Consider the following 16,977-nt stretch of genomic DNA (forward strand, 5'->3'; position numbering starts at 1 on the left):
CTAAAATTTATTATATCATAGAAAAATTTTTAATTTATCCTAATTGGCATTAAAAAATCCCAAAATTTAAAATTTTGAGATTTTTTATAAAGATTTCATATTAACTTATTTTAAAAATTTTTTTAAGATAAAAGTAACTAAACCTGTAATTAAAATGGCAGGTAAGGTTGCCCCAATAGATAGGCCTTCTTTTAAAAATATCCTATAAATAATAAAACCTATTACCCAGGAAATAATATTGATAAAGTCAAAATCAGAATTTATCTTTTTATTCTTTATTAAAAAATAATCTACAATTTGAACTGAAGCCATAGGAGCAAAAACCGAACCTATTAAATATAAAAAGTTTTCAAATTGACCAGTATCAAAAAAGATTGCAAGAGCAATTCCTATAATTGTAACTATTAATGCCGCCCACTTTTCAGATATGTTTTTAAACAAACTTTTACAAGATACTCCTCCACTGTAGGCATCTAAAAAAGTTGTAGTTACCGTTGAAAAAATTACAATAATTAAAGCTATACTTCCAAGACCTGCTTTGAGCATTATTTGTGAAATACTTGATGAGCCGCTAAAACCTGCTGCACTCATGCCGATTATATACATCCAAATACTTGCGAAAAAATATACAAGACTTGCAGTTAAAGTTCCTTCAAAAGGATTTTTTGCATCTTTTGTATAATCTCCTATTAAGGGAAGCCAAGAAAGAGGCATGGCAATGGAAAGTTCTATTGCCTGACCAAAGGAAAGTCCTCCTGTCTTTTCAAAAGAAGTTCCCTTAAAAATATTAAAACTTAATATTAAAGTTAAAATAAAAAGAACGGACATAGAAATAATATTAATTTTTTCAAGATTTTTTATTCCTATTAAAATCCAAATAATAATTAAAATTCCAATTATAATGGACCACATATTAGTTGAATTTGATGAGAAAACTTCAGAAGATGCTCCTGCGCCTTGAGAAATCATAACCGCTGTCCAACCTATAAGTTGCAAAATGTTTAAAAAAGTAAAAATAATAGCTCCTTTTTCTCCAAAGGCAATTTTAACACTTTCCATAGCAGTTTTTTCACTTTTTGCTCCTATTAAACCTACAAGGAAAAAAAGTCCGCAGCCAATTAAATGTCCAATTACAATGGCTAATATACCTTGACTAAAACCAAGAGGAGCAAATAATGTTCCTGTTAAAATTTCAGCAATGGAAATTGCAGCTCCAAACCAAATCAAACCAAGGTCAAGATTTTTTATTTTAGAATTCAAAATCTTCACCACCTACAAATTTTTTCATAAAAAAACCTCCTTATCTCACCGAGTTCCTTACGGCAGAGAATAAAGAAGTATTCTTGCACTTCCCTTTCCAGCATTATCTGGCAGGTTGTAAGGGTATGATCTCAGCTTTTTCAAGCACCCCCCAGTGATAATCTTAAATTTTTATAAAACTGATTATAATATTTATAGCTTTATCTGTAAAGTCCTTAACTTTTAAAAGACCTTTTTAATTTATCCAAATCAAAAAATCCTGCGACTCTTTCAACTTCAACTCCATCCCTTAAATATAAAAGTGTGGGAAAAGAAAAAACTTGAAATTCTCCCCTTAATTTAGGAAAGTCCTTTAAATTAACAGAAATAAACTTTCCGTCAAAATCTTTAAGTTCTTTTAAAGCAAGTTCTTTCATTCCATTACAAAGTCCGCAGTCCGGTCCTTGAAAAAATAAAAACACATTTCCTTTTTTATATTCCTTGTTAAAATTTTCAATTTTCATTTTTATTCCTGATATAATTTTTTAAAATTTTCACTAGCTTTTATTAAAGAATCAATTATTTCAAGTTCCATTGATGAATGACCTGAAATAGTTATATCTAAATTTACTTTATTTAATTTTTTGCTTAAAAGGTATGCACCTATAAATCTGCAATCCATGTCGTATCTGCCATGAACAATATGAGTTGGAATGTCTTTTATAATATGAGCATTATCTAAAATATAATTCATATTTTCTCTAAACATATGATTAACCCAAAAATGACACTCAATAGAAGCCATATTTATTGCATAATCCTCATCTGAAAAATCCTCTGTAACTTTTTCACTTGGTTTTAAAGTAGTTATACTTCCCTCCCAAATGGACCAAGCTTTTGCAGCTTCAATTTTTACTTTTTCATCTTGTCCCGTTAATCTTTTATAATAAGCCTTTATTAAATCTTTTCTTTCATTTTCTGGAATTATTGAAATAAAATTTTCCCATTTGTCAGGAAATATATTTGAAGCTCCTCCCTCTTGATATATCCAATCTATATCTTCCTGTCTTCCTAAAAAAATCCCTCGTAAAATTAATCCTATAACTTTTTCAGGATGCTTAATTGCGTATGAAAGAGCCAGGGTGCTACCCCAAGAGCCTCCAAACACAATCCACTTATCTATATTTAGTCTTTCTCTAATTTTTTCCATATCGGAAATTATTGCATCAGTATTATTGTCTTTTAAACAAGCTTTAGGTCTGCTTTTTCCACTGCCCCTTTGATCAAATAAAATAATCCTGTAAAAATCCGGATCAAAAAATCTTCTGCAATCAGGACTAGTTCCACACCCAGGTCCTCCATGTAAAAAAACTATAGGTTTTCCATTGGGATTTCCTGATTCTTCAAAGTAAATTTCATGTAAGTCATCAACTTTTATATATTCACTAAAATTTTTTTCTATGGGTCTGTATAATTCTCTTAATTTTTTCATATTTTATCCCTTTTTAAATTTCTTCAAGATTTATAATTCTTCTTCTCTTATTCAAAATAGATTTTTTCTCTTCTATTTCTGCTTTCAAACTTAAAATATCAGCTTTACTTGTGTTTTCATCTTCTAAAAGCTCAATTAATCTTCCTTGTTTTTCAATAATTTCTGATTTCAAAAAGCTTGTAGGTTGAAGTTCATTAATAAGGTTTTCTTTATCTTCATCAATTGTTTTTTCTATCTCTTCTCTTATTTTTTTACTTTCTTCCTCTATTTTTTTAAGTCTTTGTTTAATTTTATCTGTCCTATATTTAACTTCAGGGTAAGCATTTATAAAACGTCTGTATAAAATATTTTTATTGCTTGCCAAAACTTTCATTTCTTTACGTATATCTTCAGTATTGTCAGCCTCTGACCCTTCAATATTCGTTTTTATAAGTTTCATTACAAAGTATGAAATTATAAAATCACTTGTAAAAATTAAAACTATAATAAGAGAAATTATTTCACGGTTTTTTAAAGAAAACTTATAAAAAATATTTGTGAAAATTGGTCCTAAAATTTGAGCAATTATTAATCCTCCAAGGCCGAATAAAATTAAATTTCCTATCCAGATTCTTCCGTTTAAATTCATAGGTTTTTTACTGTAGTCCCACCATCTTGCATGATATTTTTTTTCCAAAAAATATGAAACAAAATATTCAACCAGGCCGCATATTAATATGGAAACTAAAAAAGTAAGTCCTATAGAATGTTCAAATTTATAAAGACTACTATTTATAAAAATAATCAGAACTGACCCTAAACCATATATAGGACAGTAAGGTCCAATTAAAAAACCCCTATTTACAAATCTATGAAATTGTATAAATTTTAAAGTTACTTCAATTGACCATCCTATAACTGAAAATATAAAAAATATAAAGATGTAGTCCATAAAGTTTTCTATAAAAAACATTTTTTTCTCCTTTATGAAAATAATTTTAATAAATATAAACTTATAAGTCAAAATTTCAAATTAATAGAAAGTTATTTAAAAAAATTAGTTATTTAAAATTATTAAATTTGTTTTTTTAAAAAAATATTTAATAAAATAACCTTATTTATTAATTTTTGTTATAATATTAAATCGAGGTGAAATTTATGACAAAATTAGGAATAATTGGTGCTGGAGCAGTTGGTTTTGCTGTTGGATATACAGCTGCAAGAATGGGAATTGTTTCAGACATCAAATATAATGACATAATTGAAATAAAAGCAAAAGCACAAGCTATGGATATTGAAGATGCATCTGCATATTATCCCCACCCTGTTAAAATGAGCTATGGCTCCTATAAAGATATGGCTGATAGAGATATTATTGTTACTGCTACAGGAGACCTGGGTGGAGTTAAAGACAGACTTGAAGAATATGTAAAATTTAAAGATGCTACAAGAGATTATGTAAAAGAAATTGTTGATGCAGGTTTTAAAGGTATCTTTATTGTTGTTGGAAATCCTTGTGATTTAATGGCTGATCTTGTTTATAGGACAAGTGGCTTTCCAAAAAATAGAGTTATAGGTTCAGGTACCGCTCTTGATACTGTAAGACTTAATACAAGCCTTTCAAAGGTATTAAATGTTGATCCTTCTGCTATAAGAGGAGTTATTTTAGGTGAACATGGTGAAAGTCAATTTGTTGCTTGGTCAAATATTTTTGTAAATAATTTAAAACTTGAAAAATATTTAGAACAAAATCCTGCAAACTTTTCAAGAGACGCTGTAGAAAATCTTGTAAGAGAAAGAGCTTGGAGAGTTATTGACGGAAAACAACACACCCAATGTGGAATAGGAAGTGCCGTTTGCTCAATGATCGATTCAATAGTAAATGACAGAAAAGAAATAATTTTAGTGTCAACTTTATTAAACGGTATGTATGGACTAAATGACATTTATCTTTCAACTCCATGTATAATTGGAAAAGATGGAATGGAAAAAGCTTTGGAACTTGAACTTACTCCTGATGAATTAGAAAAATTAAAACACTCTGAAGAAGTTTTGAAAGCAAACAGAAATAAATACAAATAAAAGAAAACCTCACATACTTGTGAGGTTTTTTTGTATTTTAAATTTAAAGATTTAAATCTTCCAAAGGACCTAAAGGAACTATCCCATTTGGATTTATTGAAGGATGAGACCTGTAATAATGATTTTTTATATGGTCAAAATTAACCGTTTCCTTTACTCCTTCCATATTATAAATTCTTTTTGTATATTCCCAAAGATTTTTATAATCTTTTAATTGTCTTATATTGCATTTAAAATTTCCAAAGTAAACAGGATCAAAACGAATTAAGCTTACAAAAAGCCTTATGTCAGATTCTGTAAATATATCACCAAATAAAAATTTTTTATTTTCTAATTTGTTTTCAAGAAAATCTAAAGTTTTAAAAAGTTTTTTTACTTCCTCCTCATAAACTTCTTGTTTTATTGCAAAACCCGCTTTATAAACTCCATTATTAACATTTTCATAAATAATTTCATTTATCTCATCTATTTTTTCTCTCAAGCTTTGCGGATAAAAATCTTTTTTATTTCCACCTATTTCATTAAAAGAAGAGTTGAACATCCTCATTATGTCTGAAGATTCATTATTTACAATGGTATTTTCCTTTAAATCATAAAGTAAAGGAACTGTAACTTTTCCAGTATAATTGTTATCAGCCTTAATATAAATATCTTTTAAATATTTTGCATTTATAAGAGGATCCTTTGTAGCACCTTTATAGTCATCAAAACTCCATCCATTTTGCCCCATAATAGGGCTTACAATAGCTAGTGATATAATATCATCAAGTCCCTTTAATTTTCTCATTATAAGAGCCCTTGAAGCCCATGGACATGCTAAAGAAACATATAGCAGATATCTATTTTTTTCAGGTTGAAACTTCGTTCCCTTCTTTATAAAATTTCTAAAAGAAGATTCCTTTCTTTTAAAAGAACCATCCTTATCTGCCAATACATTTTCTATTTGCCATTTTCCATTTACTAATTGTCCCATTAAACCTCCTTATTACAAAAAATCTAAAAAATAACTTGAACTAAAAACATATAAAAAGCCGTCCCTAAAAAAACACTTATAAGGGCATTTCCTTTAATCTTTTCTAAAAATACAACAAATAAAATTGCAAGTATTTCCGGTAAGCCGTGACTTCCAGCCAAGACATTTACATCTTTTAAGCAATAGATAACAAGCATAGCCATTATTGAATAAGGCAGAACTTTCCCTAAATATTCTACGGTCTTTGGAGTATTATTTTTGGAAAAAATTATAAAAGGCAAAGCTCTTAATAAAATTGTTAAAAGAGACATAATGGCAACTGCCGCAAAAAAATAAGATCTCTCCATTTATTTTTCCAACCTTTCTCTAAAAATTAAAAGAATAACTGCAATTATAAGCATTGTAGGTATCAAAAAATGATCCCTGCCAAAAATTAAAAGACAAGCTAAAGAGGTTGCAAAGCCTATAAAACTTGGCAAATAACTTTTTTTATTTTTCAGTTGATCTGTAACAATGGTTACAAAAAGAGCCGTCAAAGCAAAATCCATTCCCTTAGTATCAAATTTAATAAAAGTTCCAATCATCATACCCACAAAAGAACCTAAAATCCAATAAATATGGTTAAAAAGAGAAAGGAAAAAATAATATAAATGCCTGTCCTCTTTTGCGATTTTATTTTCAGCAACAACCAAAGAATAAGTTTCATCAGTAAGGGCAAATATCATATAAGGCTTTTTTAAACCTGCATTTTTATATTTATCAATAAGAGAAATTCCATAAAAGAGGTGTCTTGCATTAACAAGTAAAGTTGTAATTGCAACTGTACTCAGACTTACATGATTTACAAATAAATCTATAGCCACATATTGCATCGAACCTCCATAAATAAAAATACTCATTAAAAGTCCGCCTAAAAAATTAAAACCCTTTGAAATATAAATCATTCCAAACCCAGTTCCCAAAGCTAAATAGCCTGCAAATATAGGAATGGATGAAATAAAAGCTTGTTCTATAATCTTTTTTTTATTAGTCATTTCAACCCACTTTTAAATTATTATAATTATTTTAACGTATATAGTTTATATGAAAAAGCCTTCTTAGTCCAACTTAAAACAAAAAAAGAATTCAGTAAAACTAAACTCTTTTTAACAATAATTTATAATTTTATTTTATTTCATCTCCATCAAGAGCTTTTAATCCAAATCTAAAAATAGAAATTAAAATGGAAATTATAGTAATAGTTTCATTTAAAACTCCGCCCCAAGATTTTACAATAAGATCATAAATTAAACTGCAAGGACAATTCACAAATAAATTTATAATTCTAAGTTTTTTTGCATTATTAGTCCAATAACCAATTGTTGTGGATATAGTTCCCACAGCAGGTAATATTCCCAAAGGACCATTCCAAGTTAAGATAACCGTTAAAATTGAAATTCCACATAAAATAAAAATCCAACCCCTCCAACGAATTATCTTAGATTCCTTAAACCTTATTAACATAAAATTTCTAAGGCTGCTTATAAAAAGATTTATAGCCCCACTATATGCCCCTAACAAAGCAAATTGTAAACTAAAAGTCAAACAACCTAAACTCTGCATAAAAAATAACAACTTATTTGTTTTTAGTTGATAAGAAATAAAGAAAAATAAAAGTCCCACAAAACCTATCATTTGTATAAAAATATGCATCAATAACTCTCCTAAAACCTTAAATAAAAATATACAATACACATTTTAACAAATTTTCCATGCTTTTTCTTGTAATAATTTCTCATAATATAAAATTAAAATTTTATACAATATTCATTAAAAATTTTTATTAAATTCATTTACAGATGGCAAATTTTTTATGCTTTTATTAAAATTCCAATAAAAAGAAACTGATATAATAATTATACTTGCAATTAAAATTGTATAAGAACTTCCAAAAAAATCTCCCAGAAATCCTCCCAATAAAGCTCCGAAAGGTGCCATTAAAGTAGATATTCCAATCATTGTTCCCATTGCGCTTCCAAGTTTATTTTTAGGAACCGTAATTTGAATCATAGTTTGAGCATAAACATTCACTATCCCAACTATAAACCAACCAAATCCATATAAAACAGCACTTGCTAATTGATTGTTTTGAAAATATGAAACACCTATCCATGATAAAGCTACTAATTCCATTCCGAAAATGTATAATTTTCCTAAAGAAAATTTTTTAAAAAAAGATAATCCTGAAAATAATGAGCCTGCTAAAACTCCTAAGCCCATGGCTCCCAACATAATCCCATAAAATACTTTATTTTTTGAAAAAGCCGGTAAAACTGCACTTATAGAAGTTGCAGAAAAATTTATAAAAACTATTCCCAGTGCTAAAGCAAATATTTTAGAATCTTTAAATAAACCCAAACCCTCTTTAAGTTGTATAAAATGTTCTTTTATAAAATTAGAATCTCTTAAATTTTTAGGACTTATATTATTTTCAGCAATTTTTTTAGACAAAAAACAAAATAAAAAACCTGTAATAACAAATGTAAGACTATCAGCAAAAAAAGCAAACATATAACCTAAGGATGCAATCATTATTCCGCTTAAAGTATCAAAAATAGCATTTGAACCTTGATATGCCATAGTCATAAATGAATTTGCACTTATCAATTCATCTTCAGATAAAATTTTCGGAAGTAATGAAATTTGACCTGGGTAAACCAACTGATTTATAAGTGAAACAATAGGCATAATAAACATAATATGGTAAATGTTAAGCCTTTCAAAATAATATAAAAGAGGTATCGGTAAAATTAAAACTGCCTGAATAAATTGACTTTTTATTAAAAACTTTTTCATATTAATTTTATCTAAAATCGGACTAAGTATTAGTTGAACAATTGCCGTTGATGAAGTTAAAAAAAGAGTTATACCAGAATATAAAGTTGATCCTGACATTTCATAAACTAAAAGTGCTGCTGCAATGGAATATATACTATCTCCAAAATTAGTTATTAATCTTCCTAACAATAAAATATATAAATCTTTGTTTCTAATCATTTTTAACATGCTCCTTTTGTTTAACGTTTTGTTTTATTTGACAGTCTTGCGTTTTTTTGCCGGTAAGTTTGAATCTTACCGGCAATTTAATCAACTTTATAAATTTGTACTTGAAAACTTTCTTTATCTAATTTTTCGCAATTATACTTTTTAATTAAATTCTTTAGCTCTTTATTAAATTCATCGTAATCTTTTGCATCTATTTTAAAATTAAATATATTTTTTTCTAAATTTTTATTAAATATTTCACTATTAGGTATAAAAGCTTTTGCAACAGGAAGAAAATATTTTTGTGTAATTCCATTTATAAGCTCAGTATCTACAACCTCTATAATTCCATTTTCTTCTAAAATTTTTAAATGGTAGTGAATTTTTGAACGACTTACTCCCATTTTATCGGACAAATCTTGAGCAGTTTTAGGAGTTAAACCTAAATTCATAATTATATTAAGTCTTATAGGATCACTAACTACATTTATTTCTTCAAGAGAATTTAAAACATGGACATCTTTCAAAAAAAAATCATCTCCTTTAATTAAAAATATCTTAACTTAAAAAAAATAGATTGTCAAATTTTTTTTAACGTTAAATTTATTATTTTATAAAAGTAAAAGACCCTATTTTTTACTAGGGTCTTTTGTCAAATTATTTATTAAATTTATTTTCTTGAAAATGAATTATTTTTATAAAATTTTTTCTTTAATATTTCTGCAACTAAGGCATAAATAAATGATATTCCAAACATTGATAATATCACCTTAATTGGAAGTGCTATTAGGCCAAGATATGAATTAATAGGACTATATATTATTGCAATTAAGCACAAACTCACGCATATTATTGCAAAAATTAATTTTTTACTTGGTTTGCTCTTTGTGACAGGTCTTGCTGTTCTAACTATTAGCATAACTACCATGGCAGAAATGACAGATTCTAACATCCAGCCAGTTTGGAAAAGCCTCTCATCTGATTTAAATATTGATATCAACACAAAAAATGTTAAGTAGTCAAATAAAGATGATATTATTCCAAAAACCACCATAAATCTTTTTATAAATTTCATATCCCATTTTACCGGATTTTTTAACCAGTCTTCATCAACAGAGTCTGAGGCAATTTGCAAAGAAGGAAAATCTGTAAATAAATTTGTAAGTAGGATTTGTTTTGGTAAAAGCGGTAAAAACTTTAAGAATATACTTGCACCTGCCATGGAAAACATATTTCCAAAATTAGCACTAGTTGCAACAAATATATACTTCAAAGTGTTTATAAAAGTTCTTCTACCTTCTTTTATTCCAGATAACAATACCTTTAAACTATTTTGCAATAGAACAATAGAAGCTGCATCCTTTGCCGTATCAGCTGCTGTGTCAACGGATATGCCAACATCTGCTTCCTTTATAGCTGGTGCATCGTTTATGCCATCGCCCATATAGCCTACTACCTCTCCAGCTTCTTTGTAGGCTCTAATTATTTTTTCCTTTTGATTTGGACTTATTTCAGCAAAAATATCAATGTCTAAAACTTTTTTATTTAGTTGACTTATAGAATATGAACTTAAATCTTGACCAAGCAAAATTTTTTCTGGATTAAGACCTATTTGACTGCCAATATTTTTAGCAATTTCTTCATTGTCCCCTGTTATCATTTTTAAAGAGACACCTAGGTTATTCATTTGGCTTATTACATCTTTTATATCTTCCTTTAAGGGATCAATAAATAGTAAGAATCCTTTAAAAATCATGCCTATAGCCTTTTCCTTTTGAAAGTCAGAGTCGTCACTTAAAATTTTATAAGAAAGGCCTAAAACTCTGTAACCCTTACTTGAAAACTCATCAAATAAATCAAATATTTGACTTTTTATTTCACTAATGTTTCCAATAGAATTGTCAGACTTTTCATAAGAATCACATATATTTACAATGCTTTCAAAAGCACCCTTTGTAATCATAAAATTTTTATTTGAAAAATCAGAGCCAGTCTTTACTATTACACTTAAAATTTTATTTTCAAAGGAGTAGGGGATTTCAAAAAGCTTTTTATAAGAAGAAAAATCATCTTTGTTTGAACTTAAAATAGCCTCATCAATTGGATTAGAGTAGCCTTCTTGAAAATATGAATTAATCGCCGCAAATTTATTTAAGTCCTCAGATTTTTCACCCTTAAAATTTAAGGCTCTATCAAGCTTGACCTTACCCTTTGTTATTGTTCCTGTTTTATCAGAACACATAATTGTCATAGACCCAAAATTTTCAATTGAATTTAATTTTTTTACTATTACACCTTCCTCAGACATTCTCTTAGCCCCTTGTGACAAATTCACACTAATTATAGCTGGCAACATTTGAGGGGTTAAGCCAACAGAAAGAGCCAAGGCAAACATAAATGATTCTAAAAAGGACTTATTTAAAACAATATTAAATATAAATATTAAACCAATTAGAAGAGTTGTAACATGTAAAATTAAATTGCCGAAATCCTTTATGCCCTTTTCAAAATCTGTATCAGAATCCTTTTGGCTGAGAGATGAAGTAATTTTACCAAACTCAGTATCTTTAGCTAAGTTAACAATAATTGCCTTGCCAGAGCCACTAATAACATGAGTGCCCATCCAGAGAGAATTTTTTCTTTCAGAAAGACTTGTATTGGCAGGTATTTTTGTTGTCAGCTTTTCCACAGGAAAAGTCTCACCAGTTAAACTTGACTCATCAGTAGAGAGAGAATTATCCTCAATAAGCAGACAATCAGCAGGTATCATGTCGCCTGTTTTAACTTTAATAATATCTCCAACAGTCAAATTTCCATTATCCAGTTCTTGAAATTTTCCATCTCTTAAAACAGAAGATGTAACACTTACAGAAGAAAGGAGTTTTTTTACAGCGTCCTTTGCCTTGCTTTCATGAAGATAGCTTAAAAAAGAAGAAATTAAAATTATAATTAAAATAATAACGCCATCAGAATAATCCTTTAAAAATATAGATAAGATTGCGGCAAAAATAAGTATCATAGTTATTGGACTTTTAAATTGAGACAAAAAAATCATAAATTTAGAAGTAGATTTCTTTTCCTCAAAAACATTTTTACCATATTTTTCAATTCTATCCTCAGCTTCTTTAGTTGACAAACCATTTTCACTTGAATTTAATTGTTTTAAAATAGCATCCTTATCATAGGACCAAAAATCTTTCATACTTGCCTCCTATTTACTTAAATATATTCCAAGAAAAAATAAAGAGCAATAGAAAATATAAAAAATACCAGAGTTCATTTAAATCTACTCTGGTATCTGTTTGAATTTACAAAACAACAAAAAATCAAGATGAATTAACTATTGTTGCACTATTGATACTCTCGAATTTTATATTAATCCATTCAAGCTGTTCATAAGCAATTTTTTTATTCCCATTCTTCTTTTCCAAAAGTCCGATATATCTCAAACCATTCAAAATACTATATTCTATTTTTAGAGTACCACTAAATTCACCTAATTATAGGACGTTTTCAAATTTTTAGTCCCATCCCAGTCTCACAAGCTGGGTCTCAAACTCTCTCTATTTGGATATAATTTAATTCTTGATTTTTAAACACATAAAGTATCGGTTTGCACACTCTTATTTGAATATCGTTAAAAGTTTTTAAATTTAAAAAAACCTGTACCATAACTTGGCGCAGGTATAATTATTTTTATATTAGATTTATTTGTCGTGATGTAATCATCAATGCAAAAACATTCTTTCCATTCTAGCTAATTCAGTTTCCACATATTGTTTTGCTTCTTTTGCCATATCAAAATGAACATATTTGTTATGAGCTGGAGGATTTCTAAACATTTCTACTTTTTCTCTAGAATACCATTCATCAAATCTTTTATTCTCATACTCATTAATTCCATAAGGTGTTAATAGTAGTTTTATATTCTTTTCTAATTCCTTTGACAGTTTTGAATCATATTTTAAAATCCTAAATAGATATCTTAGGTTGCCAAACATAAGCCCAGAGTCATTATTCTTTATAATATCATTAAACATTTTTGTTAATATATCACATTTTTTTGTGCCGTGAGATAAATTAAGAAGTTCATCCAATCCCTCTTTCCCCAAAGAATTTAATAAAGGTTTAACTATCCTCTCATTCGATTCATTCTCTATGATTCTATAGTATGACATAGCTATCATACCCGCATCATTATTTTTATAATTACTTTCAATGGCCATATCATATAAAATGCAAGCTGCATCATATTCCTTTTTGCCATTATCGCTAAGTCCATCTCTAACAATTTTCCTTGTTTTATCTTTTTCAATGTCTTCATGTTTAATATTTAGAAAATCAAAAAGATTGTAGAATTTTTCTTCAAATTCCTTATCTTTTCCTATTGCGTCTAAGTAAGCCATAAGAATAAGGGTCTTCATTTCCTCTTGTACTAAAGGATCCATGCTTTTAAAGTTCTTAAAAACTGTGTTATAAATTTTTTCATAAATTACCTCGCTGATATTTAGCTTGCAAAAATATTTAAAAAATTTAATTTGATCTTCTATAAAAAATTCTTCCATCCCTTCATAGGCTTTAATGTATAAGTCTTTTCTATCATTATTATCCATATGAGAATTAAAAAAGGCATCCAGTTCTTTTTTAATTTCTAATGGTGCAAATTGAAATACATTTTTCTTATCCATAAGATAATTATAAAGTTTTTCATCATAAGAGTTAGATATATTACTAATTATAGAAATATCATCAAATTCTAAAAGCCAAGATGTTAAATATTCAAACATCAATAAATAGAATTCGTTCTTTTCTCTGGTAGGATATACCTGGTCTTTATAACAATGAATCTTGTCTTCAAATTTATGATATATTTTTTCAACATCTTTTAATCCCGTTACATAATCATCTACTTTATCAAGATCTAAATGATTCCCAAGCATTAATAGCGTATAAGTAATATTATATTCATTAAATGCAGGTATGTCCTCTAATAGCTTCTCAACTTCTTTTACATGACCAAGCATTGCATGAGAGTGGATTAAATAGTATGGATCAATCATAGGGTTTACACGTCTTCCTATGAGATTAATGATCCTTTCATATTCTTCTCTGGCAAAGTAATTTTTTACTAAAATAAACTCTGTATTATCTTGTATATATCTCTCAGTAGAATGCACCAGTATTAGTGCCTCTGTAACATCTTTAGAATAAATTCTACTTACATCATAGATTTCAGCCCGGGTTAAAATATCATCATTATCTAATTGAGCCCAATCTTTTTCATATGATTTATTGTCAAAATATTTTATTCTTCTTAATAATTCATTTAACTCAATAAAATGATAGGTTCTTAATGCTTCAATAACTGTGCCCAACTGCTTGTTAAATTCATATTCACTATTCTGATTACATTTATTTTTAAGGTCTTCAAACCCTTTCATATAAAAGTAAGCTACAATATCACCTAATCCAATTTGTGAAAGATACTCATTGTGATAGTTTAAATAAGTAGTAACATTAAAAAATTCATTCTTATAAACCATGTCCTTTAATAAATCAAAGGAATTACCCTCTTGTTCAACAAAGTTTAAAATATAAAGAAACCTTTCACATATTTTAATTAAATCAGGTGAACCACTTGCCGCTTTTTCAAAAAACTTTACATACTTATCCCCATAACCTTCTAAAGTTAATAAACGCATCATTTCATTAAAACTCATGTTTATGATTAGCTTTTTTTCACTCATATTCCTTCTCCAAATTTTTAATCAGTTTATAATATATATTTTATCATATAAGTTGTAAAATTTATAAATTCATATAGAATTAGCTACAAAGTAATGCCACTCGTATGCTTTTTTAATTGAACTACCATACAAAACAAAAGAAATTATTATGCTTTTATACTATTACTTTTTAATATTTTTTTGAATTTATAACATACTATTAACTCTTTTCTGAACTTTCCTATAATCATATCCAGCATTAGCTAATCTCCATTTTCTTCTTCTCCATTACCCCAATCACTTCTAATTACTTTTCTTTATAATTGGTCGATTGTCTTTCCAACGGGATATACTATCCTGCCATTAACATCGAATACTTTTAAACCAAATCTATCGGCACATCTTTTGGCATTATCTAAATTCTTAAATGCCCCTTTCTATCTTTTGGAATCAGATTAATTAATAATCTAATTTAGAAGAATCTATATAATAATTAACAATCCAGATTTTTTAAAATAAAATATGTACGCAAAAAGACCGCAGCCTAAGACTACGGTCTTATTTTTTTTGTCCAAATGAAAACCACTTGGAACTATTATTCAATTTATTCTTTTTAACAAATGTTCCCATTTTAATCCCGGTTACAGTTTTTAATCTTCTATAACCATTGATTTTACAAGTTTTTTTGTTTTTTTGCTATTATTCCCACTCAATAATTACCATAACATATTTGTTTCTTTAATTCTGTATTAGTATCTTTTTAATTTCTATTTTTGGCTATTTTTATACCTGTTTTTTGCAGTTTTAGAGTTTTTTAGTATCAAAACAGTATCAATAGTGATACTACAATATGAATGATTTTCTTTGGACAAATATTATTCATCCAACATCAATTTGCCCTTTTTCGCTTTATCTTTTAGACGTTTCATTTGTTCTTTTTCTATTTGTTGAATGCTTTTCTCCGGAACAGGCAAATCTTCCGGCATAGTTCCGCCTATTTTTTCAATAGCACTTCTCACTTCTTTTCCTACTGAGTAGTGAACTTTTGTTGCTGCTTCTGCACCTTCAACTTTATCTTTCCTCAGCTTTTCTTCCGTCTGTGAAATTCTAAATAGATTAACAATCAATTCAGTGCTTCCCATATAATCCAAAATCTTTTGTCTTGCGGTTAAGCCTTTTCTGTCATGTATATCTTCTACATCTAACCCACCATACAAACCCATATAGCCTGCGTTCTGAAATATCGCAAATTCTTCGTTTGTGATGACCCCCGCATCATGTGCTGTTTCTACCAAAAGCTGATTCCATTGTTTTATATCACCACGAACTACGAGCCTTCTTCTATCTTCATCAAGTTGATTAAAATGGTCTGCAATTTCCTGTCTATATGTTTGTATAGCAAAATAGGTTTGTCCAAGTGCAATCACTTCTTTTCTCGGATCGCCGTTTTGCACAATCAAATAGCAAGCATATCTCGTAAGTTCATAATCTTTAATAGACTTGCTTGTAGCACCAGCTTCCACGATTTTGCTGACCTCAGCAAAATCGTATGCTACATCGTGTCCACTATTCTCACAGGCAATCATCGCTCTATCAATTACCTTTTGAAAATTTCTCCACTGAGAATAATCAAGTACATCAGCAAGTTCTCTTGCACTCCAATACTCGCTTCCGTCTTTTCTAACATATTTAATATTTTCAAATTGCCTATATTCTTTTGCTTTTAAATTTGGCATAAGCTTACCTCTCGTTATATTTTATGATAGCCAATTTATGTATCAGCTACTTTTCTTTATCTCTATATTTTTCAATAAGGTTCCCTTGTAAGTCTTTCCATTCTACCCATCCATTATTAGATTTGCCAATGACTATCCACCCGGCACTTGATGGATTCATACATACAATATCTTCTTGTAATATATTATCTTTTATCTTCGCATTTCTTCTAATAGAAGGTACATAACCTTTGCCAGTGTTACCACAAAAACTTCCTTTCAACACCGTGAATACTCCATCTTTAACTATGGCTTTCCCATTTACTTTCCCAAAACCTTTTATGTTACGATTTAATACATACTCTCCATCTGGAACAAATCCAACCTCAGTTTTAAGTTTTATTTCTTCTGTGGATTCTTTGAATACTTCTTTTTTACTTTTATCTTTAGGATAAATTTGTTTACCGTCTAAAGAAGATAATAAGGATTTTGCCACCTCTATATCTAACGCAAACAGTTCAGTACCTACAATTCTACTTTTGCTAAAGATGTCATGAATAAGTTTTTCTTTCTCATCATATCCATCTACTTCTATAGCAAACTCCCTTTTTAGTCCTGTTATATTCGCATATCCATTGCTTTCTAAAAATCTCATTCTATTTTCAAATTGCTCATTTCCTGTCTTGCCAATCTTGATAAGACCAGAAACGACTGTAGTCATTAAATATATTATTCCTTTTGCCATAA

The 16,977-nt window shown here is 28.4% G+C and carries 15 protein-coding genes; 1 reads left to right on the plus strand and 14 read right to left on the minus strand.

All coding sequences use genetic code 11. The annotated features are described in order from the left end of the window. Positions 1-105 precede the first annotated feature (105 nt). The 4 genes from cytX to J2S72_RS06500 all read right to left on the minus strand — a co-directional run bounded on the left by cytX (position 106) and on the right by J2S72_RS06500 (position 3,683). Positions 106-1,260: a putative hydroxymethylpyrimidine transporter CytX gene (gene cytX / locus J2S72_RS06485; protein WP_023056523.1), complete on the minus strand. Its 1,155-nt coding sequence runs from the start codon at positions 1,258-1,260 to the stop codon at positions 106-108. Between the two features lie 215 nt (positions 1,261-1,475). Continuing rightward, entirely contained in the window at positions 1,476-1,763 is a 288-nt protein-coding gene (locus tag J2S72_RS06490) for a thioredoxin family protein (protein WP_023056504.1), read from the minus strand. 2 nt (positions 1,764-1,765) lie between these two features. Further along, positions 1,766-2,731 carry a prolyl aminopeptidase gene (pip, locus tag J2S72_RS06495; RefSeq protein ID WP_023056473.1) on the minus strand — a complete coding sequence of 322 codons (966 nt, stop codon included), beginning with the start codon at positions 2,729-2,731 and terminating at the stop codon, positions 1,766-1,768. A 13-nt stretch (positions 2,732-2,744) separates the two neighbouring features. Then, positions 2,745-3,683 carry a putative ABC transporter permease gene (locus tag J2S72_RS06500; RefSeq protein WP_023056544.1) on the minus strand — a complete coding sequence of 313 codons (939 nt, stop codon included), beginning with the start codon at positions 3,681-3,683 and terminating at the stop codon, positions 2,745-2,747. Positions 3,684-3,868: 185 nt separating this feature from the next. On the opposite strand from J2S72_RS06500, the gene J2S72_RS06505 reads away from it, so the two are divergent. Further along, complete coding sequence (locus J2S72_RS06505; protein ID WP_023056464.1) at positions 3,869-4,792, plus strand: lactate/malate family dehydrogenase; 924 nt, start codon at positions 3,869-3,871, stop codon at positions 4,790-4,792. 43 nt (positions 4,793-4,835) lie between these two features. Here the strand turns inward: J2S72_RS06505 and J2S72_RS06510 are convergent, their stop codons facing one another. The 10 genes from J2S72_RS06510 to J2S72_RS06555 all read right to left on the minus strand — a co-directional run bounded on the left by J2S72_RS06510 (position 4,836) and on the right by J2S72_RS06555 (position 16,975). Next, positions 4,836-5,765 carry a glutathione S-transferase family protein gene (locus J2S72_RS06510; protein WP_023056477.1) on the minus strand — a complete coding sequence of 310 codons (930 nt, stop codon included), beginning with the start codon at positions 5,763-5,765 and terminating at the stop codon, positions 4,836-4,838. 23 nt (positions 5,766-5,788) lie between these two features. Beyond that, entirely contained in the window at positions 5,789-6,112 is a 324-nt protein-coding gene (locus J2S72_RS06515; protein WP_023056496.1) for a branched-chain amino acid transporter permease, read from the minus strand. Beyond that, a complete protein-coding gene (locus J2S72_RS06520) occupies positions 6,113-6,799 on the minus strand; it encodes an AzlC family ABC transporter permease (protein ID WP_307495208.1) in 687 nt (228 codons plus the stop codon). A gap of 130 nt (positions 6,800-6,929) precedes the next feature. Then, complete coding sequence (locus tag J2S72_RS06525) at positions 6,930-7,457, minus strand: YgjV family protein (RefSeq protein WP_023056467.1); 528 nt, start codon at positions 7,455-7,457, stop codon at positions 6,930-6,932. Positions 7,458-7,574: 117 nt separating this feature from the next. Next, positions 7,575-8,810, minus strand: coding sequence for an MFS transporter (locus J2S72_RS06530; protein WP_023056562.1), 1,236 nt, complete (start codon positions 8,808-8,810; stop codon positions 7,575-7,577). Between the two features lie 77 nt (positions 8,811-8,887). Continuing rightward, positions 8,888-9,316, minus strand: coding sequence for an ArsR/SmtB family transcription factor (locus J2S72_RS06535; protein ID WP_023056495.1), 429 nt, complete (start codon positions 9,314-9,316; stop codon positions 8,888-8,890). Positions 9,317-9,459: 143 nt separating this feature from the next. After that, positions 9,460-11,991: a magnesium-translocating P-type ATPase gene (gene mgtA, locus J2S72_RS06540; protein ID WP_307495209.1), complete on the minus strand. Its 2,532-nt coding sequence runs from the start codon at positions 11,989-11,991 to the stop codon at positions 9,460-9,462. Between the two features lie 526 nt (positions 11,992-12,517). Continuing rightward, entirely contained in the window at positions 12,518-14,494 is a 1,977-nt protein-coding gene (locus tag J2S72_RS06545) for a hypothetical protein (RefSeq protein WP_307495210.1), read from the minus strand. An 896-nt stretch (positions 14,495-15,390) separates the two neighbouring features. Then, on the minus strand, positions 15,391-16,251 hold the full coding sequence (gene dinD / locus J2S72_RS06550) for a DNA damage-inducible protein D (protein WP_023056541.1): 861 nt from the start codon (positions 16,249-16,251) through the stop codon (positions 15,391-15,393). Between the two features lie 46 nt (positions 16,252-16,297). Continuing rightward, on the minus strand, positions 16,298-16,975 hold the full coding sequence (locus tag J2S72_RS06555; RefSeq protein WP_023056512.1) for a DUF4357 domain-containing protein: 678 nt from the start codon (positions 16,973-16,975) through the stop codon (positions 16,298-16,300). Positions 16,976-16,977: the final 2 nt, after the last annotated feature.

This window comes from Peptoniphilus koenoeneniae (genome assembly GCF_030812875.1).
In the GTDB taxonomy this organism is placed as follows: Bacteria; Bacillota; Clostridia; order Tissierellales; family Peptoniphilaceae; genus Peptoniphilus_B; species Peptoniphilus_B koenoeneniae.

Excerpts from the sequence above, each read along its gene's own strand:
- J2S72_RS06490 (WP_023056504.1), bottom strand. The coding sequence starts at position 1,763 with ATGAAAATTGAAAATTTTAACAAGGAATATAAAAAAGGAAATGTGTTT.
- pip (WP_023056473.1), bottom strand. The coding sequence starts at position 2,731 with ATGAAAAAATTAAGAGAATTATACAGACCCATAGAAAAAAATTTTAGT.
- J2S72_RS06500 (WP_023056544.1), bottom strand. The coding sequence starts at position 3,683 with ATGTTTTTTATAGAAAACTTTATGGACTACATCTTTATATTTTTTATA.
- J2S72_RS06505 (WP_023056464.1), top strand. The coding sequence starts at position 3,869 with ATGACAAAATTAGGAATAATTGGTGCTGGAGCAGTTGGTTTTGCTGTT.
- J2S72_RS06510 (WP_023056477.1), bottom strand. The coding sequence starts at position 5,765 with ATGGGACAATTAGTAAATGGAAAATGGCAAATAGAAAATGTATTGGCA.
- J2S72_RS06515 (WP_023056496.1), bottom strand. The coding sequence starts at position 6,112 with ATGGAGAGATCTTATTTTTTTGCGGCAGTTGCCATTATGTCTCTTTTA.
- J2S72_RS06520 (WP_307495208.1), bottom strand. The coding sequence starts at position 6,799 with ATGACTAATAAAAAAAAGATTATAGAACAAGCTTTTATTTCATCCATT.
- J2S72_RS06525 (WP_023056467.1), bottom strand. The coding sequence starts at position 7,457 with ATGCATATTTTTATACAAATGATAGGTTTTGTGGGACTTTTATTTTTC.
- J2S72_RS06530 (WP_023056562.1), bottom strand. The coding sequence starts at position 8,810 with ATGTTAAAAATGATTAGAAACAAAGATTTATATATTTTATTGTTAGGA.
- mgtA (WP_307495209.1), bottom strand. The coding sequence starts at position 11,991 with ATGAAAGATTTTTGGTCCTATGATAAGGATGCTATTTTAAAACAATTA.
- J2S72_RS06545 (WP_307495210.1), bottom strand. The coding sequence starts at position 14,494 with ATGATGCGTTTATTAACTTTAGAAGGTTATGGGGATAAGTATGTAAAG.
- dinD (WP_023056541.1), bottom strand. The coding sequence starts at position 16,251 with ATGCCAAATTTAAAAGCAAAAGAATATAGGCAATTTGAAAATATTAAA.
- J2S72_RS06555 (WP_023056512.1), bottom strand. The coding sequence starts at position 16,975 with ATGGCAAAAGGAATAATATATTTAATGACTACAGTCGTTTCTGGTCTT.